Source organism: Hyphomonas oceanitis (assembly GCF_036964545.1).
In the GTDB taxonomy this organism is placed as follows: Bacteria; Pseudomonadota; Alphaproteobacteria; order Caulobacterales; family Hyphomonadaceae; genus Hyphomonas; species Hyphomonas oceanitis.
In genome coordinates this window covers 196,797-216,645 of the sequence record NZ_JBALTL010000002.1, presented here as the reverse complement: position 1 = coordinate 216,645, position 19,849 = coordinate 196,797, and the positions used below count along the sequence as shown (strand labels likewise).

The 19,849-nt window shown below is 62.6% G+C and carries 22 protein-coding genes and 1 riboswitch; of the genes, 3 read left to right on the top strand and 19 right to left on the bottom strand.

The window, feature by feature from the left end:
* Positions 1 to 7: 7 nt before the first annotated feature.
* From V7651_RS05950 to V7651_RS05925, 6 genes are all read right to left on the bottom strand, one after another.
* Positions 8 to 238, bottom strand: coding sequence for a hypothetical protein (locus V7651_RS05950; RefSeq protein ID WP_035538257.1), 231 nt, complete (start codon positions 236 to 238; stop codon positions 8 to 10).
* 66 nt (positions 239 to 304) lie between these two features.
* Positions 305 to 760 (bottom strand): dUTP diphosphatase, encoded by a 456-nt coding sequence (gene dut / locus V7651_RS05945; RefSeq protein ID WP_335612572.1) that lies wholly within the window; start codon positions 758 to 760, stop codon positions 305 to 307.
* Positions 761 to 793: 33 nt separating this feature from the next.
* On the bottom strand, positions 794 to 1,300 hold the full coding sequence (locus V7651_RS05940) for a GNAT family N-acetyltransferase (RefSeq protein WP_335612571.1): 507 nt from the start codon (positions 1,298 to 1,300) through the stop codon (positions 794 to 796).
* Positions 1,301 to 1,324: 24 nt separating this feature from the next.
* Positions 1,325 to 2,554: a bifunctional phosphopantothenoylcysteine decarboxylase/phosphopantothenate--cysteine ligase CoaBC gene (coaBC, locus tag V7651_RS05935; RefSeq protein WP_335612570.1), complete on the bottom strand. Its 1,230-nt coding sequence runs from the start codon at positions 2,552 to 2,554 to the stop codon at positions 1,325 to 1,327.
* Between the two features lie 102 nt (positions 2,555 to 2,656).
* Positions 2,657 to 3,067 carry a hypothetical protein gene (locus V7651_RS05930; protein WP_335612569.1) on the bottom strand — a complete coding sequence of 137 codons (411 nt, stop codon included), beginning with the start codon at positions 3,065 to 3,067 and terminating at the stop codon, positions 2,657 to 2,659.
* A 102-nt stretch (positions 3,068 to 3,169) separates the two neighbouring features.
* The gene (locus tag V7651_RS05925; RefSeq protein ID WP_335612568.1) at positions 3,170 to 4,699 is read right to left on the bottom strand and encodes an AarF/UbiB family protein; all 1,530 of its coding nucleotides are present in this window, start codon (positions 4,697 to 4,699) and stop codon (positions 3,170 to 3,172) included.
* An 80-nt stretch (positions 4,700 to 4,779) separates the two neighbouring features.
* On the opposite strand from V7651_RS05925, the gene V7651_RS05920 reads away from it, so the two are divergent.
* Complete coding sequence (locus V7651_RS05920; RefSeq protein WP_335612567.1) at positions 4,780 to 4,947, top strand: hypothetical protein; 168 nt, start codon at positions 4,780 to 4,782, stop codon at positions 4,945 to 4,947.
* Between the two features lie 11 nt (positions 4,948 to 4,958).
* Here V7651_RS05920 and ubiE read toward each other — a convergent pair whose 3' ends face one another.
* Entirely contained in the window at positions 4,959 to 5,744 is a 786-nt protein-coding gene (ubiE, locus tag V7651_RS05915) for a bifunctional demethylmenaquinone methyltransferase/2-methoxy-6-polyprenyl-1,4-benzoquinol methylase UbiE (RefSeq protein ID WP_335612566.1), read from the bottom strand.
* Between the two features lie 48 nt (positions 5,745 to 5,792).
* On the opposite strand from ubiE, the gene mutM reads away from it, so the two are divergent.
* Complete coding sequence (gene mutM, locus V7651_RS05910; protein WP_335612565.1) at positions 5,793 to 6,638, top strand: bifunctional DNA-formamidopyrimidine glycosylase/DNA-(apurinic or apyrimidinic site) lyase; 846 nt, start codon at positions 5,793 to 5,795, stop codon at positions 6,636 to 6,638.
* Here the strand turns inward: mutM and V7651_RS05905 are convergent.
* The 9 genes from V7651_RS05905 to V7651_RS05865 form a co-directional block, all read right to left on the bottom strand.
* Positions 6,635 to 7,834: an FAD-dependent oxidoreductase gene (locus tag V7651_RS05905; protein ID WP_335612564.1), complete on the bottom strand. Its 1,200-nt coding sequence runs from the start codon at positions 7,832 to 7,834 to the stop codon at positions 6,635 to 6,637. The genes mutM and V7651_RS05905 overlap by 4 nt on opposite strands.
* A gap of 73 nt (positions 7,835 to 7,907) precedes the next feature.
* Entirely contained in the window at positions 7,908 to 9,650 is a 1,743-nt protein-coding gene (locus V7651_RS05900) for a DUF885 domain-containing protein (protein ID WP_418887226.1), read from the bottom strand.
* Positions 9,651 to 9,835: 185 nt separating this feature from the next.
* Positions 9,836 to 11,005, bottom strand: coding sequence for an acyl-CoA dehydrogenase family protein (locus V7651_RS05895; protein WP_335612562.1), 1,170 nt, complete (start codon positions 11,003 to 11,005; stop codon positions 9,836 to 9,838).
* 30 nt (positions 11,006 to 11,035) lie between these two features.
* Entirely contained in the window at positions 11,036 to 11,383 is a 348-nt protein-coding gene (locus V7651_RS05890; protein ID WP_335612561.1) for an MmcQ/YjbR family DNA-binding protein, read from the bottom strand.
* Positions 11,370 to 11,816, bottom strand: coding sequence for a GNAT family N-acetyltransferase (locus V7651_RS05885; protein ID WP_206741559.1), 447 nt, complete (start codon positions 11,814 to 11,816; stop codon positions 11,370 to 11,372). Before V7651_RS05885 ends, V7651_RS05890 begins: the two co-directional genes overlap by 14 nt.
* Before the next feature lie 28 nt (positions 11,817 to 11,844).
* Complete coding sequence (locus tag V7651_RS05880; protein ID WP_335612560.1) at positions 11,845 to 12,942, bottom strand: DUF3667 domain-containing protein; 1,098 nt, start codon at positions 12,940 to 12,942, stop codon at positions 11,845 to 11,847.
* A 15-nt stretch (positions 12,943 to 12,957) separates the two neighbouring features.
* The gene (locus V7651_RS05875) at positions 12,958 to 13,851 is read right to left on the bottom strand and encodes a lysophospholipid acyltransferase family protein (RefSeq protein ID WP_335612559.1); all 894 of its coding nucleotides are present in this window, start codon (positions 13,849 to 13,851) and stop codon (positions 12,958 to 12,960) included.
* The gene (locus V7651_RS05870) at positions 13,852 to 15,015 is read right to left on the bottom strand and encodes an acyl-CoA dehydrogenase family protein (protein WP_335612558.1); all 1,164 of its coding nucleotides are present in this window, start codon (positions 15,013 to 15,015) and stop codon (positions 13,852 to 13,854) included. It abuts the gene before it with no gap.
* 46 nt (positions 15,016 to 15,061) lie between these two features.
* A complete protein-coding gene (locus tag V7651_RS05865) occupies positions 15,062 to 15,982 on the bottom strand; it encodes a homoserine O-succinyltransferase (RefSeq protein WP_335612557.1) in 921 nt (306 codons plus the stop codon).
* A 58-nt stretch (positions 15,983 to 16,040) separates the two neighbouring features.
* Positions 16,041 to 16,118: riboswitch (SAM riboswitch) on the bottom strand.
* A gap of 104 nt (positions 16,119 to 16,222) precedes the next feature.
* Here V7651_RS05865 and V7651_RS05860 point away from each other — a divergent pair.
* The gene (locus tag V7651_RS05860) at positions 16,223 to 17,500 is read left to right on the top strand and encodes a Y-family DNA polymerase (RefSeq protein ID WP_335612556.1); all 1,278 of its coding nucleotides are present in this window, start codon (positions 16,223 to 16,225) and stop codon (positions 17,498 to 17,500) included.
* Between the two features lie 9 nt (positions 17,501 to 17,509).
* On the opposite strand, the gene V7651_RS05855 is transcribed toward V7651_RS05860, so the two are convergent.
* The 3 genes from V7651_RS05855 to V7651_RS05845 are packed head-to-tail and all read right to left on the bottom strand — an operon-like array spanning position 17,510 to position 19,810.
* Positions 17,510 to 17,977: a GNAT family N-acetyltransferase gene (locus V7651_RS05855; RefSeq protein WP_084146252.1), complete on the bottom strand. Its 468-nt coding sequence runs from the start codon at positions 17,975 to 17,977 to the stop codon at positions 17,510 to 17,512.
* 1 nt (position 17,978) lies between these two features.
* Positions 17,979 to 18,791, bottom strand: coding sequence for an enoyl-CoA hydratase/isomerase family protein (locus tag V7651_RS05850; protein ID WP_335612555.1), 813 nt, complete (start codon positions 18,789 to 18,791; stop codon positions 17,979 to 17,981).
* Entirely contained in the window at positions 18,788 to 19,810 is a 1,023-nt protein-coding gene (locus tag V7651_RS05845) for an NADP-dependent oxidoreductase (RefSeq protein WP_206741558.1), read from the bottom strand. Before V7651_RS05845 ends, V7651_RS05850 begins: the two co-directional genes overlap by 4 nt.
* Positions 19,811 to 19,849 lie beyond the last annotated feature (39 nt).

Sequence of the window (19,849 nt, the reverse complement as noted above, 5' to 3'; positions counted from 1 at the left end):
GAAATGACTAGGCGAGCTTGCGAATTTCCTCAGCCAGCTGGCGGTCATTGTCGGTGACGATCTTCTCAAGCACGTGGACACGCTCTTTCAGCCGGTCGATCTCGGACTGCATGCGCGCCACATCCTTTTCGGACGCCGCATCGGCCTGCTGGTTATGTTTCATCTTGAAATAGTTCTTGAGCACGCCCGCACCGACACAAATCAGTACGATGATGACGACCATCTGAAATGGATCCATTTTAAGCGCCTCCAAGCATTATCGATAGTCGATATATGGGCAAGTCTCGGCCCGATGCAAGGCCTATTATTGCCCGGTCGAACCGAAACCGCCAGTGCCACGACTGGTCTCGTCCAGCGTATCGACCTTGGCCCAGCCCAGTTGGGTGACCGGGGCTAACACCAGTTGGGCGATGCGTTCGCCGCGCGCGATGGTGAACGGCTCGGCGCCGAGATTGATCAGGATGACCTTGATTTCGCCGCGATAATCACTGTCGATCGTGCCGGGTGTGTTGAGGCATGTAAGGCCATGCTTGGCCGCAAGCCCTGACCGCGGACGGACCTGGATCTCGTAGCCTTCGGGAATGGCGACGCTGAGGCCGGTCGGCACCATGGCGCGGGCGCCAGGCGCCAGAACCATCGGCTCATCCTCTGGTACGGCGGCGCGTACGTCCATGCCGGCCGAACCGGCGGTTTCATAGGCGGGCAGGTTCAGCCCTTCGAAATGCGGGAGCGGACGGACGCTGACAGTGACGTTTTTCATGGGGCGCAGCCGTGTTCGAGTCGCGTCGCGGAGTCAAGTAAGGGCGCGCGCGAGATAGAGGACTTCCTTCGTGTCATCGGCATAGGAACGCCGTCCGATCTCCTCAAAGCCAAGCCGTGTGTGGAAGCGGAGGGAGCCGGGATTGGGCGGACGCAGGTTCACTTCGCAGGTGATCCATGGCGTTTTTCCAGCATAGGCGCGGAAGGCGTCTTCATAGAGCGCTGCGCCGACGCCCTGCCCCCGGCCTGTTTCAGCAATGGCGATGCGGTCGACATAGATGAAATCGTCGCCCCATTTTTCGAGCCAGCGCAGATTGGCACTGTCATAGCCCATTTCGCCGGGGGGGATGAGGTTGATGAAGCCGAGCAGTGTGCCGTCTTCACGCGTGGCGACGCGGGCATCATGGAGGCTGAGCCACCTGCCGAGCGTTGCCTCGGTCTCGTCTCCCACACCGGGAACACCGGCCTGATTGATGACGTGGAGGGCTGGCAGGTCGGATGTTTCATAAGGGCGGATAATCATGCCCGGCGGGTGCGCCATGGCGACCGACCTGTCAAGACGGCCCTATTCCGCCGCGAGCTTCAGGCCACCATCCCCGCCGAGTTCAGCCGCAATCTTGCGGGCGAGACGAGTGGCAACCTCTTCCTTGCCCATGCGGGGCCAGCGTTCGGACTGGTCATGCGTGATCAGCACGACTTCATTCTCGGCGCCGCCCATGACATCGCCGGACACGTCATTGGCGACGATCCAGTCACAGCCCTTCCGGTCGAGCTTGGCGCGGGCATAGTCTTCCACATCATGCGTCTCGGCGGCAAAGCCGATGACGAGGCGCGGGCGGTTCTTGCGCTTGTTGGAGAGCGTCTTGAGGATATCCGGGTTTTCGGCGAGTTCCATGGCCGGGGCTTCGGCATCAGTCGCCTTGATCTTCAGCTTCTTGGTGGCCGCGCGCGCCGGGCGCCAGTCGGCAACGGCTGCGACGGAGACGAACACGTCAGCCGGAAGCGCGTCTTCGCAGGCCTTGAGCATCTGGCGGGCGGTCTCGACCTTCACGAGCGTGACGCCGCGCGGTGGCGCGAGGGCGACAGGGCCGGAGACGAGCGTCACGTCTGCGCCTTGCGCAGCGAGTGCCGCAGCGATGGCATAGCCCTGACGGCCGGAGGAGTGATTGGAGAGGTAACGGACGGGATCAAGCGGTTCGCGTGTCGGGCCTGCGGTGATGAGGGCGTGCACGCCCGCCAGCGCGCCCTGCCCTTGCCCCCCAAGCTGCGCTTCAATCTCGGCCACGATGGCACCGATTTCCGGCAGGCGTCCCGGGCCGAACTCGCCGCAGGCCATGGCGCCTTCGTCGGGCTCCATGACGGTCACGCCGTCGGCGCGCAGCTGGGCGACATTGCGGATCGTCGCCGCGTGCTGCCACATGCGCACGTTCATGGCGGGCACCATCAGGACAGGCTTGTCGGTGGCGAGCAGCATGGTGGAGGCAAGATCATTGGCGAGGCCGGCATTCGCCTTGGCCATCAGATCGGCCGTAGCGGGGCAGACGACGACGAGATCGGCCGAACGCGAGAGCTGGATATGGCCCATCTCGGCTTCTTCATCGAGGTCGAACAGCTCTGTATAGGCCTTGTCGCCGGAGAGCGCGGACACCGATAGCGGCGTGACGAATTCCTGACCGGCTTTGGTCACAATGCAGCGGCTCGCTATGCCGCGACGGCCAAGTTCGCGGATCAGCTCGAGGCTCTTGTAGGCAGCGATGCCGCCGCCGATGACGAGGAGAATGCGTTTCTGTTCCATGGCCTTCAGATAGGTTGCTGGCGCTGTCTTACCGCAAAATCCTTGCACAAGCCTCACAAAACCCCGTGAAACCGCAGTGACTGGTAAAGATTCAGCAGGGTTTCAGTCAGGAAACCGGTCCGGGCGAATGCGTGTGACAGATCCGGGCCGGTAAACAATGACCGTCTTGTAGGGATTCCGAGGGGGTTTCTTGACCCTTATCACGGTCTTCCCGGAGAATTCTGTGTCCATTCTGCGGGTCGGTGACAGGCCATGTTCGGTGACGGTGCTGCCGCGAAAGATGCGAATGCCGGATTTTTGCTCGCGCGGCGTAACCCGGATGATCCGGGTCTGGTTCGACACATGCGCGCTAGCCCCGCGTGGCCCGCCTTGCAGTTCACCCAGTGGGGCGGCGCCTGATTGGGGGAAGACCCCCCTCTGATCGAACGGCGCCGACAGGATGAGGCTATCGCGGGCGGCCGCAGTTGGCGCGAGCAGTGCGATGCCTGCAACAGAAAACAGGATGGCCTTCATGACGCGCCCCTTCCGACTCGGACAGGGCAAGCGTAGGCCAATCGTTAATACAGATTAAGGGCTTACACCCGGCACGGGAGTGCCAGGCCGAAAGCAGGCGCCTCAGGCGAGAGCGAGAATGCTGCCATAGGCAATCAGCGCCAGAATGATGACCAGCCCGAACCAGCCCCACCAGGGCGCGAAGGGGGCACGCCGGACCGTTGGCGGACCGTTCGCGGGTTCATCAAGGGACGCTTCGAACCTATCCATGACCTCCGGCAGGCGTTTCAGGCGGTTGGTGATTTCCTTCAGATTGCCGCTGATGAGGCGCGCGGCGCCCTCGGGGCCGAAACTGCGCCGCACCCAGCCGCCAACGACAGGCTCGGACGCCGTCCAGATATTGTGGCCGGGATCAATGGCGCGGGCGACGCCTTCGACCTGAACCATCGTCTTCTGGAGCAGGACCAGTTCGGGGCGCATCTCCATGCCGAAGGTCTGGGTGTAATCGAAGAGCTGGAGGATCACGCGGCCCATAGAGACCTCTTCGGCGGGCTTTCCGTGGACCGGCTCGCCGATGGACCGCAGGGCCTGCGCAAAGTCCCCGACCGACTGGGTGGAAGGGACATAGCCTGCCTCAAAGTGGACTTCGGCGATGCGCATGTAATCGCGCTTCAGGAAGCCCCAGAGGATTTCAGCGAGGAAACGGCGTTCGGTCATCCCGATGCGGCCGATGATGCCGAAATCGACCAGAGCCACCTTGCCTTCCGGCGTGATGATGATGTTGCCTTCGTGCATGTCTGCATGGAAGACGCCATGCTCGATCGCATGGGTGAGGAAGCCGCGTGTAATGTCATTGGCAAGCGCGACGCGGTCGATGGCCGGATTGGCCAGCGCGTCCGGGTGGGTGAGCGGAATGCCCTCGACCCAGCCGGTGGTGAGCACACGGCGACCGGTCCTGTCCCAGTCGACTGGCGGGACCTGGAAATAGCCGCTCTTTTCACTGAGCGCGCGCATCTCGTCGGCGCCGCCAGCCTCAAGACGCAGGTCTGTCTCGCGCATCATGGCGGCGGAAATGGTCTCGGTGAAAGCGACGGGCTTGAGACGGCGGCTTTCGACGGAGACGCCTTCGACCATGCGTGCCGCGCGCTTCATGGCGGAGAGTTCGCGCAGGAGCTGACCTTCAATGCCGGGGCGCAGGATCTTGACCGCAAGCGGACCGCTCGCCGTTTCCATGCGGTGAACCTGCGCGAGGGACGCCGCTGCGATGGGCTTGCCAAGGTCCGGGAAGAGTCGATTGGCTTCTTCTGCGCCGAACTCCTCAACCAGTGCTGCGCGGGCAAGTTTCACATCAAACGGCGGCAGCTTGTCCTTCAGGCGGCTGAGATCCATCGTTACTTCGGCGCCAAAGACGTCCGGGCGCGTCGCAAGGAACTGGCCGAGCTTGATATAGGCGGGCCCGAGCTTTTCGAGGGCCCGGGCGAGGCGTTCGCCGGGGCGTCCGCGGGCACCGCCGCTGAACACACGCAAGATGCCGCCGGCCATACGCGCAGGCAGCGGCAGACGCGACTGGTAAGCCCCCGGCAGGATCACGTCATGACGGGCGAGCGCGGTGCCCGCGCGCATCAGGCGCAGATAGTCTGACACTGCGCCCATCAGGCCACTCCATCCGGGCGGGAACCATCCCGCAGACCGGGGCGTTGTGAGAGCAATATTAACAAAACAAGGGGCCTGACATGTCTGGTTCAAATGCGAACAATAACGGTTTTCTGTACTTCCTCGTGGGCGCACTGCTGGTCGGCGTGATCGGCTTCGGCGTCTACTATTTCACGCAGGACCACAGCGCCAAGGCCGACCTCGAAATCTCGGTTGGCGATGACGGCATCAAGGTCGACGGCAACTAGCCGGCCCCGCATCAGACCGCCCAGCCAAAGTGCAGGGCGGCGATGCCACCGGAAAAGTTAGTCACGGAAACGCGGGAGAATCCCGCGTTTTCCATTTCTGCGCGGAAGGTTTCCTGGTCCGGGAACTGACGGATGGATTCCACAAGGTATTGGTAGCTCTCCCGGTCACCGGCAACGAGGCTGCCGAGGCGCGGGATGACGTTATAGCTGTAGGTGTCATAGGCCGCCTGCAGGGCGGGCGCTGTCATGTGGCTGAATTCCAGCACGCCGAGACGGCCACCCGGTTTCAGCACGCGGCGAAACTCTTTGAGCCCCTCAACGCGGTCAGCAAAATTGCGAATGCCGAATGACACCGTCACAGCATCGAAGCTGCGGTCGGGATAGGGCAGGTTCTGCCCATCGGCGCAGACCCAATCAAGCCGCCCATTCCATTTTGCATTGTCGGCCCGCGCCTTGCCGGCTTCCAGCATGGCATCATTGATATCGCAGACGATGGCCGTGGCCTTCGTATCAATACCGCGCCGCTTGCCGGCCTTGTCGGCAAGTTCAAGGAAAGCGCGCGCCAGTTCGCCTGTGCCGCCAGCAACATCGAGATGGCGTTCGCCCGGCTGGGGGTTAAGCTTGTTCATGGCGTCATGCTTCCACAGGCGGTGCACGCCTGCGGACATGAGATCGTTCATCAGGTCATACCGTGAGGCGACCGAGCGGAATACGCCCTTCACCCGGGCGACCTTCTCGGACTCCGTCACCTCCTCGAAACCGAAGGAGACCTTGCGCTCTGTTTCTGCGTCTGACATGCGCGCCACCATAGTTGCCTGAACCGCCATAAGCTATATGCGATAAGAATGCCTGAATTACCCGAAGTCGAGACAGTTCGCCGCGGACTCGCCCCTGTCATGGAGGGCGAGATCATCCAGTCATTGCTGCAGAACCGGGCGGACCTGCGTTTCCCCTTCCCCGAGCGGTTTGCCGAACGTGTGAGCGGCGCGCGGATTGAGCGCATGGGGCGGCGGGCAAAGTTCCTGACGCTGGACCTGTCGACGGGCGAAGTTTTGGTCATGCATCTCGGCATGACAGGGCGGTTCACGGTTGGCGGAAATGCAACGGGGGACTTCCACCACGCGACCGGCAATGACGCGCGCCACGACCATGTCGTGTTCCAGATGCAGGACGGCCAGACGGTGACCTATAACGATCCGCGCCGGTTCGGCTTCATGGAGCTGTGGCCAGCGGCGACCTTCGACACCTATCCACGCCTGATGGCGATGGGGCCGGAGCCGCTGTCGAACGGATTTTCGGCGGCCTATCTGGATATGGCCCTGAAGGGCAAGGCGACACCGATCAAGGCAGCGCTGCTCGACCAATCAGTCATTGCCGGGCTCGGCAATATCTATGTGTGCGAAGCGCTCTACCGCGCGGGCATTTCACCCAAGCGCAAGGCCGCCAGCATTCCCGGCCAACGCGCGGCGCGGCTGGCGCCTGCCATTAATCAGGTGATTGCCGAAGCGATTGATGCGGGTGGATCCTCGATTTCCGACTTTGCCAATGCGAGCGGGGAGCTTGGCTATTTCCAGCACCGGTTCGATGTCTATGACCGCGAGTACAAGCCCTGCAAGGCGTGCGGGGCGCCAATCCGGCGGATCGTCCAGTCCGGGCGGTCGACCTTCTATTGCGGCACCTGCCAGCGCTAGCGGCCGGGCTTCAGCCCAAGACGCCAGAGCGGCGCGCCAAGGCCGCCGGATACCATCGCTGCCAGAATCTGGGGGGCTGGCCAGATGCGGCTGACGGGTGCGGCGAACCCGTCGCGCACCAGCGGAAGGATGCGGGAGTCCGACTGGTAGACCGGTGTGAACAGGAAACTCATCAGCTGGAACAGGCGCACATGCAGGGCGCGCATCTTCGCATAGTCGGCCAGGGCATCGCGGACATCCTGCTTGCGACCAAGGGCGCGGCCGAGTGCAAAGGCATCCAGCAGGGCCATATTGGCCCCCTGCCCGAGCTGCGGGCTGGCCGCATGCCAGCTGTCGCCAACATGGACCATGCGGCCCGCGACGGCAGGCCAGTGCGTGCGGTGGCGATAGCGGGCGAAAGTCAGGTCGTCATGGGACCGAAGGGTCGCGAGGAGGGATTCCGTCTCGGGCCAGAGCGAGAGGGCCGCGTCGCGCCAATGGGTGAGCGGGGCAGCGCGCCAAGCGTCATGCTGGTCGCCGCGAATGGACCAGAAATAGGTGGCCGTGTCGGGCGCACCGGGCGTGGCCCGACCGGACGGCATGACCCCGGCCATGCGGCTGGCCGCTTCGTAGCGCTGTTCAAGGGCATCGGCATGGAAACCCGTCGCAGGCCAGGGCAATGTGGCCCAGAGCGCGCCATAGGGTAGTTCACGGCTCGGCGTTGTGGAGAGTACCGAGCGTACACCCAGGGCATCGACGATCAGATCGAACGGACCGTGCGTGGCGCCGCTGGCATCGACGAGTACGGCATCTTTCGGATTGGCCGCCGTAATGCGGGTGGAGGTCTCGATCCGCGCGCCTGCAGTCATTGCTGCACCATGGACCAGATTGAACAGGGCCGGGCGCTGGATGGAGACGCCCATGAGGGCTTTGCGCAGAGCGCCATAGCGGACGTCCAGTACGGTCCGCCCTGAAGGCCGGGACAGACCGTAGAGCCGCCGGATGGGTGCGCCGAGCGTCTCGGCCTCTGCGCGCAGGCCCAGCTCATCCAGAATGGTGAGGCCGGTCTCCTGAAGGATCAGGCCCGAGCCAATGGGCCCCACGGTCTCGAACTGGTCGAAGACAGTGACGCGGTGGCCCTCACGGGCAAGGAACGCCGCCGCCGCGAGGCCGCCAATGCCCGCGCCCGCAATGCCGATATTGAGTAAAGCCGCCAATTCCTGTCCCCCAACCGGCCTGCGTGCACCCTAGGCGAGGCGCATGACAGGCCGCAAGAGGACCGCTCGCTGGCTAGAAGACGGCCTTCACTTCAGGCTCTTCCATCATTTCCTTGTGGACGAGTGGAATGGGCGGGCCGCCATAGGACAGGAACTCGTCGTGGAAGGCCTGCCAGCCGGCACGCGGGTCATCTGCGTAATGCACCGCCGTCCAATCCTCGCGTAGCTTGCGGATCATGAGCTTGCCCATCGTGTAGTTGAGATAGGCCGGGTCATAGGTGCCGCGGGCCGCTTGCTGGGTCGCGTTGCCAACGTCCTGGTAGCACTCGTTACGGAAGAGGTCGTAGCTCTCCTCGACCGTCATGCCCTCGGCGTGAAGACCAATGGCGGAGAGATAGCGACAATCGCGCAGCAGGGCATTGGAGAGCTGACCGACATGGGTTTCAGCGTCGCCGTCGTGCAGGCCCGCATCATACATCATCTCTTCGGAATAGTGCGCCCAGCCCTCGGCGAAAGCATAGCCGACGAACAGCTTGCCGAGCACGGATTCCGACCGGTTCGAATGTAGGAAGTTCAGGAAGTGGCCGGGCCAGACTTCGTGCACGCTGGTGAAGAGCAGGTCTTCCTTGCCGGGCACGTAGGCGTTGCGGGTTTCCTCGTCCCAGGTCGGGTCTGGCGGGGAGATGTAGTAGACCGAAGGCAGGCCGGTTTCGTAGGGCCCCGGAATGTCGATATAGGCGGAGTTCTGCCGGTTATAGGGCGGGGATTCCTCGACGAGCGCCTGCTCTGTGCCGGGGATGGTGACGATATTGTTCGCCTCGATGAAGGCGCGAAGTTCCGGCAGCTGTTCGCGGGCTTCCTCGACCGGGCCAACCTCGGGCTTGTTCGATCCCATCTTGGCCATGCAGTCGCCAAGCGAGAGGCCGGGCGCATAGGCCGTGCAGGCCTCTTTCAGGGCGGTCTGGTTGCGCTTCAGGTCAGCCTCGCCGATGGCTTTCAGCTCAGCCAGCGGTACGTCGACCGCTTCTGTGAGGCGAACCATGTCGGAGAATTTCTCTGCGCCGAGGGCGTAGCCGTCCTTGGTGGCGGGCACCGAGCCGATATGGTCGGACAGGGCTTGCATGGCAACTGACGCGGCCGCTGTGGCCTCATCGAACTCGGCCTGCAGGGCCTCGTCCTTCACATCCGCGAAGGCGGCCTTGGCGTCGCCCGAATAATATTCTGCGAAACCGCCAAAGCCGGCCTGGCCGTATTTGAGATAGGTTTCGGGCAGCGGCAGCTCGAGGTTCGCCTCGATCTGCTTGGCGGCGGCGGGCACTGCTTTCGCGTATTTGATGAAGGCCTTCATGCGCGTTTCAGCGTCTGCATAGGGCCGGGCGATGTAGACGTTCGGGTCCAGCGCGCCGACATAGAAGCTTGGATTTTTGTGGGGCCAGTCGGCTTCGGTCAGCCAGAACAGTTCGCCCTGCAGGACGTGGATCAGGTAGCTGCGTTCATACTTGTCATTATCCGACAGCGCCGCATCGTCGAGGGCTTCAGCCGCTTCGATCGCCTGCTTGCGCTGGTCGACGGCGAACTGCAGGCCTGAGGGCGACCAGTCAGGCAACTGGCCGTCGAATTCGTGACGGCCCTGATAGATCGCGAAACCGGGATTGACGGGAAAATAAGACTCGAGGAAATCGGAGAGGTAGGCACCCCAGGCGGTGCTGGTGTCGATGGCCATCGGATCTGCCGCAACGGGCGTCGGCGTTGGCGTTGGGACTTCAGCCGCCGGTTCGGGCGCTTCGACATAGAGGTCAGGTTCCTGGCCCGCCATCTTGTTCGTGCAGCCTGTGGCGGCAAGTGCCACCAGCGAGACAGCCATCATCAATCCGTGAATTTTCATGGGACTTCCCTCTCCTGAAGCGCGCGTGGACGCACGTGTCTTTTTGTTACACTGACACATTCCCGGCGGAGGCCGCCAGTCACATTTATCAGGATTCTGCAGTTGGCAATCGCGGGCTAGACCATTCCGCCATCGGTTGGCAGGCCGAACAGGATGCGGCCCGTCAGTTCCCATGTTGAGGGCGCCGTGACGATATGCTGCGTGATGGCGTGGCTATCTCTGAAGCGGCGCTGCAGGTCAGAGGATTCGAACAGCGCGGCCCCGCCGCCGAGGTCGTAAAGCGTGCGGCAAATGTCTGCACCGGTGCGCGTCATGTGGGTGCAGGCCATGCGCAGGGCGGCGCGGCGCTCCATGGGGATGGCGCCCTCCCCTGTCGCTACGGCCCATGTCTGGTCGATCTCGTCGAAGAGATAGGCGCGGGCGGCACGCCAGGCCGCTTCGCATTTCGCAAACTCGGCCTGCATTGTCTGACGCTCGGCGAGCGTCTTGGCGGAACCTTGGGATTTCTTGGTGGTCGCCAATGCGGCGAAGGCATCCAACGCGCCGCGTGCATTGCCGAGCGCAACAGCCGACACGCCGAGCGACAGGAGCCCGAAGGCCGGGAATTTGAACAGGCCGCCTGTCTCGTGCGGCTGATCCACCATCAGCGACACGGACTGCGCCTTGGGCACCGCGATGTCCTTCACCTCGAAATCGCCGGAGCCCGTGCCCTTGAGGCCCATGACATGCCATGTGTCGAGCAGCGTCGCCTCGCTGGCCGGGAAGACCATCATGCGGGCATCCGGCGCGCCGCTGGGCAGGCGCTTCATCTCGCCATTCTCCCAGACCGTGCAGCCGCCGCAGAGCCATGTGCAATTGGCCGAGCCCGAGCCCCACTGCCAACGCCCGGAAACGCGGTAATGGTCGCCTTCGTCCACGGCCTTGCCCATGGGGGCAAACACGCCGCCCGTGATGATGTCGGGATCGGAATAGATCTCGCTGGCAGTGTCGGGCGCCATATAGGCTGCATTGAGCGCTGTCGTAGCGCCGATCATGGCGCACCAGCCAGCGCTGGCATTAGCCGTTGCCACAGCCTCGACCGCTTCGACAATCTCGCGGGGCGTCAGCTCAAGGCCGCCAAAGCTTTTGGGCGTGACCATGCGGAACAGGCCCGCCTTGGCCATCTTCGCGGCGAGATCAGCCGGGAGACGGCGGACCTCTTCCATTTCCGCCGCGCGGGCGGAGAGTTCAGGCGCGAGTGCGCGGGCATTGGCGAGCGTGTCAGTCGGTGTGAATGTATCAGGCATTCTCGAAGACTAGACCTGAATGCGAAACGATCAAGGCTTCAGTTCGTCGTGGTATTTTGCCGGGGCGGCATGGCGCCAGGACATGGTCAGCGCGGAGCGAAGGGTTGCCTCGTCGCAGGCGGCAAGCCAGATGGAAGTCGCGCCCTTGTCACCCCACTTGTTCGCCACCTTGAAGAAGATGTCTGCTTCGGCCTCGACCAGCATGGCCTGCTCCTCAGGCGTCAGGAAAACGTTCGAGAATTCATGGTGGGGCGGCAGCGTGCAGAAGATCTTGCCTTTGGGCACATCCACGCGAAAACTGGCCCAGTCAAAATGCGGTTTCTCGATTGCGTGGGGGAAGGTGAGCGCCACGCCGCACAACTGGTCAGACGTGATCATCCGGTCCCTCCCAGACATAGCGAACGTCGGGCTCCCGTTCCTCATTCGCCGATCCGTCGGTGAATGCCACAGCTTCGAACCCATGTCCTTCATAGAATTGGCGCGCCGCGTCATTGCATTGGAACGTCCATAATTCCAGACGTGGAACCGTGAGCATGGCCATGTGAAGCAGCGCAGTGCCAACGCCCTGCCGCCAAAAAGGCAAGGCAACATAGAGGTGGTCGAGTTCCCATTCCTTGCGCGCAGAGAATCCGGCAATACCGGCAGGGCTCGATGCAAGCCAGACATCCGAACCGGGGATCACATCGTCGCGAAAATATTCAAACACTTCGTCTTGTGTATGCACGACCGCAAGCAAGGGCATTGCGGCCGCCCTTGCCTGCATATGGATTTCGGCCAAGACTCGGGCATCGTCTGCGTTCGCCTGGCGCATGGACATATCCCGGATCATGCGGGGCCCTTCATAATGACAAGGCGCCGAGAATGGCGGCCATGAGCAGGGCAAACATCAATATGACAATGTAGAGGCTGTCGAGCGTGACGGTTCGCAAAACCGAACTGAACGCGCCCCGTCCGTACACCACCCTGTTCAGGCGGTAGAGGTAGAAATTGGAATAGACGATCAGAGCGAGGCTGACCCAGCCGAGACCGATGAATGGCACCAGGACAAGGCCGATGGACATGGCGAAGAACAGCGCGGAATGGAAATGCAGCGAGACGATCAGATGGTCGAAGAACAGGAATTGTCGTCGCCAGAAATAGACCAGGGCGAGCAGGCAGGCATAGACCGGAAGCAGCACGAACATCATTCGCGGGATCCAGCGCTGGGTCTCCTCGGCCAATCGTCCCGGCTCGTCCATGATTTCGGCAAAACGGGCCGCATCCTTGTCGCCGTTCGCCCCCGCCTCTCGCACGGCATCCAGCGCCTCACGCGGCATGAACCCGGCCCATTCCTCATCAGGCGGCGGCGCAACGTCACCTTCAGCATTCGGCACCGTGGGCGTTACCAGCCCGGGTATGCCGCCGCGCCAGACCTGTTCAGCCTGGTCGAGACCGCGGATCGCAGACTGATATTCCTCGTCGGTCATATCCCCATCATTATGGGACGCTTCGATTTCCGCCCGGGCATCCTCGAAATCCTGGGTGCCCTTGGGCATGAATGCGACGCCCTTCCCCATGATCAACGGCATCAGAATGAAAAAGATAAGCGACGCGAGCACGTAGAGGCGGAAGGGCGGCAGGAAGCGGGCGCGCTGACCGTCAAGATAGTGACGAGTCATGCGGCCGGGATGCGCCATCAGGTCGGGCACAGTTTTCGCGAAGCGGCTGTCGATGGAGAAGAGCGTTTCGACGCTCTCGCCGAGTAGCGACCAGAACGGTCGGCGCAGGCTGTGCGCGCCCTGCCCGCACTCCGGGCAATAATTGGCCTTGAGCGGTTCGCCGCAATTCAGGCAACGCGTGCCATTTGCCTCGCGCCGGCCCTCGGCGAGACCTGCGAACGCATCGGCGCCGGCGTGCTCAAGCGCCGTGTCGACAGCATCTCCCAGCGGATCACTCATTTGATTCCTCCACCCCTAGCGGAATACCAACGGTTTTTTCGCCATGAAACGGCGTGTCGCCGCGTCATATCGCAAGGTCTGGCCAACCGGCGCAAGCCCATATGTTTGCGCGCGCAGGAACTCCATCAGGCCTTTGCGCCTGCCGGCATCCTTGAGAGCGTCCGGTGTCAGCGTCTCGCCAATTACCACAGGCAGGGCCGTTCCCATGCGGCGTTTCACTTCGCGGAAAACGAGGGCGAGGCGCAGCTCGAGCGAAAAATGGCTGGCGAGTTGGAAGAGGCGCGAGTTCTGGCCCTCGAAATAGACCGGCGTCACATGCGCGCCTGAATGCGAGATCAGCTTGGCCGTGAAGGGCTTCCATTCGTCGTCAACAGCGGTGCGGTCGAACGGACGCGGCGTCGTGGCAACGCCACCGCCCGGAAACACGATGACGCAGCCGCCCGCCTTCACATGGTCCAGCGCTTGTTTACGCATAGCGACATTGGCCGCGAGCGCTTCCTTCGTGCCGGAAAAATCAACAGGCAGGATATAGGGGCGCGCCTCGGGCACCCCATCGAGGGCGGAATTGGTGAGGACCTTGAAATCCATCCGGCGCAGGCTGATCCGCCAGCAGATGACGAGGCCATCAAGCACGCCGAAGGGATGGTTCGCAACGATGACCAGCGGGCCCGTGCGCGGGATCTCGGCAAGCCGGGAGGCCGAGAACTGCACATCGAGATCGAGCAGGCGCATGGCCGCCTCGAAGAAGGGCACATCATGGGCGAGATGATCGCGGTAGTGCTCGTAGAGCTGTTTGATCTTCGGCTGGCCGGACATGCGCTCGACCGTACGGATGAGGTGCCGCTTAAGCGGATCGTCGAAATAGGACGCGTAGGAAAGCTCGGGCGACTCCAGCGTCTCGGTTGTCATTTAAAGTCTCAACATCCGCGCAAGATTGTTCTTCTGGATGTCCGACGAGCCGCCGACAATGGGCATGCCGAGCAGGTCGCGGACATTGCGTTCGATGTCATAGGCATCCGACAGGCCATAGGCGCCGATGACCTGCTGGCAGGCGAGGCCGATCTCGACGCCCGTGTCAGCGACATAGAGCTTCGCCATGGCCGTTTCGACGCTGCACGGCATATGCTCGCTGGCGAGCCAGGCGGCGTGGTAGAGCATGTGGCGGCAGGCGGCGAGCTTGGTGCGCGCGGTAACGAGCTTATGCGCGATGGCCTGGTGTTTGGAGATCGGCTTGCCGAACTGGGTGCGCTCCTGCGCATAGGCCCAGGCCTCTTCCAGCGCGGCGCGGGCAATGCCATAGGCGACGGCGGTGATCTCGATCTTCTCGACATCAAGGGCGCGGCCGGCAAGCGCCTCCCAACCCTTGTTCCATTTCTCGGGGCCACCGACGATGGCGCTGGCCGGCAGGCGGACGTCATCGAGGAAGACATCCATCGAGTCCGTATAGCGCAGGTTGGCATGTTCCAGCGGCTGCATCGAGACGCCGGTCGCATCGGTCGGCACAAGGACGAAGGTGAGGTTGCCGTGCCGGTCTTCCGGCCCGCCGGAGCGGCAGAGGCAGTAGATATAGTCAGACCAGTCGGCGCCCGTGCACCAGCGCTTGGCGCCATTGATGACGATCTCGTCGCCCTCACGCGTGACGCGGGTTTCGACGCTCGGCAGGTCGCCGCCGACATTGGGCTCTGAGAGGCCATAGCAGAGGAACATTTCGCCGCGCGCCAGCTTGGGCAGCAGGGCTTCCTTCTGTTCCTTCGAGCCGTTTTCGGAAATATTGAGGCCGCCATAGAAAGCAGCGTGGATGAAGGGCCCCGCCATGCTGGGACCGCCCTGACAGAGCTCCTCGATCACGGCGGCGGCGGCGTAGATGTCCTCGCCCTGCCCGCCATATTCTTCCGGGATGGTCAGGCCGATCAGGCCCATCTCGGCGAGCTCCTTGAACAGCGCGCGGTCCCATGTATGCGCCTTGTCCCATTCGCGGCGCTTCTCACGTGGCATCTTGTCGGCCACCCAGCGCAACAGCTGGCGGCGCAGTTCGGTGACATGGGCGGGTTCGGGGGCAAAGGATGTGGTCATGTGCGATACCTAGTGCGATTGCCGCGAACGGGAAAGCCGGATGTCGCTATGCCTCCCCTATCCGCGCCGCGTCAAACGGTGTGGTCTGGTAAACCTGGTTGATCCAGTTGCCGAAGAGAAGGTGCGCGTGGCTGCGCCAGCGGTTCAGCGGCTGCGCGGTCGTGTCGTCCTTCGGGAAATAGCCATAGGGCGGCTTGATCGCTTTTCCGGCGGCCACATCGCGCTCATACTCTTCCTTCAGCGAGGTCGAATCATACTCGATATGGTTGAAGCAGTAGAGATTGCGCTGAGCCGGCTCAGACAGGAGACAGGGGCCAGTCACATCGGACTCCATCAGCAATTGCAGGCCCGGCGCCTTGGCAATGTCATCGGCGCGCACTTCGGTCCAGCGGCTGACCGGGATCTGGAAATCGTCGGAAAAGCCGGAAAGGAAAGGTGATGTCGGCACCAGGTTGCGGTGGCGGTAAACGCCGAACGCCTTCTCCGCCAGCGTATGCTTGGGCACGCCGTGCAGGTGCCAGGCGGCCGCCATGGCGCCCCAGCAGATGAAGAAGCTGGAATGGACGTTTGTGCGTGTCCAGTCGAGAATCTCGGTGAGTTCCTGCCAGTAGCCGACGTCTTCGTATTCCAGCGTCTCGACCGGGGCGCCCGTAATGATGAAACCGTCAAACTTGCGGTCACGCACGTCCGCCCAGTTCTGGTAGAAGCTGATCAGGTGCTCTTCGGGCGTATTCTTGGGCGTGTGCCCGCCAACCATGATCAGCGTCAGCTCCACCTGCAGCGGCGAGGCGCCGATCAGGCGCGCGATCTGCGCCTCGGTGCGGATCTTGTTTGGCATCAGGTTCAGGAGGCCGATCTGCAGCGGGCGGATATCCTGACGGATGGCATCCGTCTCGCTCATCACGGAAACACCTTCGCGCACGAGCACATCGCGGGCGGGCAGCGTATCTGGGATCCTGATTGGCATAGCCATGACTCCAATTCTTCAGCATCGCGAGAAAGGGAGGCGGATTGCAGGCGTCTGCTGGCAGTTCCGCGCGGCCTTTTAGCGACTTGTTTAACGTGGCTGCAAGCCGACCGGCCAAATCACCACGAAAACGCAGATAGCGCTGACAGGCCCCGCCGTCAAATTTCTGTTGCGGTTGCCGCACTGAAACCGCTCGACTCGGATAAAATGTTCTGCTTATGTTCTCTTACAGGAGCCCCCATGCGTCAGCCGACAGAGATCGAGTCCCTCTACATCGACTTCGACGCGTTCTTTGCCAACGCGGAGAAGCAATTGCGCCCGGAATTACGGGACCGGCCGGTCGGGGTCATCCCGCTCCAATCGGACCATACGAGCCTTATCGCCCGTTGCTATCTCGCCAAGCAGGCCGGCATCAAGCGGGGCACATCCGTGCGCGAGGCGCGGGCGCTCTGCCCGGATATCGCCCTGCCCGTGGCGCGGCACGATGTTTATGTAAAGCTGCATCACCAGATCCTGGCAGAGATCGACCGGCACACGCCCGTGCACCGGGTCTGGTCGGTCGATGAAATGGAGTGCGCCCTGAGCGGTTCTGAGCGCCAGCGCTGCGAAGCGCTCGCCGGAGACATTCGCGAAGGTCTGCGGCAGAATATTGGTCCCTGGCTGACGCCGTCGATCGGGCTGGCGCCGAACCAGTTCCTCGCCAAGGTCGCTGCCGAAATGGACAAGCCAAACGGGTTTGTCATCCTGCGCCCGGAAGACCTGCCGGGGCGACTGTTCGATCTTGAGCTGACAGACCTGCCCGGCATTTCCAGTGGCATGTATGCGCGCCTTGGCCGAGCCGGCGTCTACACGGTCGAGCAGCTCTGGAACCTTTCGCCCAAGCAGGCGCGCCAGATATGGAACAGTGTCGAAGGTGAGCGCATGTGGGCTCAGCTGCATGGCTATGCCGTGTCACGCCCCGAAACCGTGCGACGCATGTTCGGGCATGGACGTGTCCTGTCGAATGACTGGCGCCAGCCTGACAAGGCGCGCGAATGCCTGCGCCTGCTGACCGCCAAGGCGGCGCGGCGCCTGCGCCGGGAGAATTATACGGCCAGCATGCTCGCCGTTTCCATGTCGTGCACCGACGGGCGGCGCTGGAGCGGTGAGCGCAGCTTTTTCCCGGCGCGCGATGATCATACATTCCTGCACGAGGCGAGCCTGCTCTATGACACAGGCCTTGCCGCCCTGCGCACCAGCCGACTGAAGAAGGTGTCTGTCATCCTGCACGGTCTGAACCAGAGCGGCGAAGCTAGCGCGGACCTGTTTGACCATCAAGACAGCCGTTCGGAACGCCACCGCTGGGAGCGGGTGACGGACGCAATGGATGCATTGAACGCACGCCATGGCACCTGCGTTGTGTCGCTCGGGACCCATAACGAACCGCCGGGCGGCTATGCCGGGGCCAAGATCGCCTTTGGCCGTGTGCCGGAGCTCAACGAATTCGATATGGTTGCTGACCGTTCCGGAACGGCCTGACCGCAAGGCTCAGCGTGAGCGCATCGGATGAAGCCGGTGCACGAGGCGTGGAAGCATGCGGCCGGAAATGGACGGGGACTCAGCTTCGCCATCCCGCTCGGCGCCCATCCGCATGTAGAATTTCATCGCGTCAGGATCGCAGTCAATCACGAGGTCGCGTGCTCCGGAATCCTGTGCGACACGGCAGGCCCAAACATACATCATCTGGCCAGTGCCTTCGCCGAGGCGCGTGGGCTCGACAAAGAGTTTCTCGAGCCAGGCCGTGTCACCGTCCAGCGCGACCTGGGCGACACCGGCAATGCCGCGAATATCGTCGGCCACGATAACGATGCTTGATTCCACATCTTCTTCAGCGATGGTCAATTCCGCGCGGAACTCCTCCAGCATGTCATCCGGATAACCCCAAACCGCCTTTGACCGCATGCAGAGGTCCGTCAGGGTGGCGTACTCGTAGTGGCTGGGTGAGCGAAGGCGCATTCTATTCACCCGTCAGCTTGGGTGCACGTTTTTCCTTGAAGGCCGCGACAGCTTCGCGGCGATCCCCCAGATAATTCGACACGCTTTCCCAGCCGATACTGGCATCCATGAGCTGGGCCGCCAGCGCGCGCAACGGAATGTTGGCGGTGGTCTTGGTCCAGCGCACGGCCCATTTGGGATTCGCCTGCAGCTTGGCGACAAGTTCTTGCACTTTCGCGTCAAGCTCCGCTGCGGGCACGGCATAGTTGATGAGGCCGAGGCGTTCGGCCTCTTTCGCGCTCAGCAGGTCGCCCGTCATCAGCAATTCCTTGGCCTTGGCAAAGCCGATCAGCTGCGGCCAGATCAGTGCGCCACCATCGCCAGCCACGAGGCCAACCTTCACGTGCGGGTCACCGATCTTGGCCGTCTCATCCGCAATGATGATGTCGCAGAGCAGCGCGATGGTCGCCCCGAGACCGGCGGCTGCTCCGTTCATGCGGCAGATGATCGGCTTTTCCATATTCAGCAGCGTCGTGACGATCTGCTTGGCGTCCCAACCGATGGCGCGGAAGCGTTCGGGATGGTTTATCTGCTCCTCGAACCAGTCGAAATCACCACCTGCGCAAAAGGCCCGGCCCTTGGCGGTCAGGATGATGATGTCGCTCTCGCTGTCGCGTTGCAGGCAATTGAATACGAGCGCGAGTTCAGTGTGCATCTGCTCGTCCACGCCATTGACCGGATGGTCCGATGTGATCGCGGCGGTGAGAACGCGGCCCTCGCGGGAGAAGGTGAAACGCTGCCATTTATCCTGCGTGATATCGTAACTGGTGCTCATGCTTCTTCTCCCACTTTCACAACGCGTCGTCCAAAATTTTCGCCGCGGAACAGGCCGCAGAAGGCTTCGGGCATGGCGGCGATGCCATTAAAGCGTTCTTCGTTGCTCTTCAGTTTTCCCGTCGCCAGCAGGCCCGCCATGGTCTGCAGGGCTTCGGGAAAGTCGCGGGCGAAATCGAACACGACGAGGCCCTGCATGTTCACACGGTGCGTGATGAAGGGCTTTGTGTTGACGATGCCAGGCGTCTCTTCCGGCGTCAGGTTATAGTCGGCCACCTGTCCTGAAATGCAGATTCGCCCGTTGAGCGCCATCAGCGGCAGGACGCGGTTGACCATCTCATTACCGACATTGTCGAACAGGATATCGACGCCCTTGGGAAAGTGTTCGGCGATGGCCGCTGTCAGGTCTGTCGCTGTCTTGTAATTGATGGCCGCATCGAAGCCTGCCTCGCTCGTCAGGAATTCGCACTTGGAATCCGCGCCTGCGATACCGACCACTTTCGATGCACCCCAGGCCTTTGCGAGCTGCCCCGCCGTGGCGCCGACTGGCCCGCCTGCGGAGGTGACCAGCACGGCGTCGCCTTCCTTGAACTTCGCGACCGTCTTCATCCCGAACCATGCTGTCAGGCCCGGCACGCCAAGGACACCGATCCAGGCGCTGAGCGGCACAGGCGCTTCAGGCACCTTGCCGACAAAGCCCCTGCCCGACTGGATCGAATGCGTCTTCCAGCCCCCGGCGCAGAATACTTTCGTGCCAACCGGATAGGCCTCGTTCTGGCTGGCATCCACGACGCCGACGCTGAAACCGTCAATCGGCTTGCCGAGCGGCAACGCCATGGCATAGGAATCGCCGCCTGACAGGCGCGAACGCGTGCCGGGATCGACCGAACACCAGACATGCGCCACCCGGAACTGCCCCTCTTTCGGCTCCGGAAGCGCCGCAGTCTCCAGCCCAAAGTCTTCCGGCACGGGCGGTCCGTCGCAATAGCGCTTCAGCACGATCTGCTGCATCTCGGCCATCAATGATATCTCCCAGAGCTTTCGAGACAGCATAGGGGG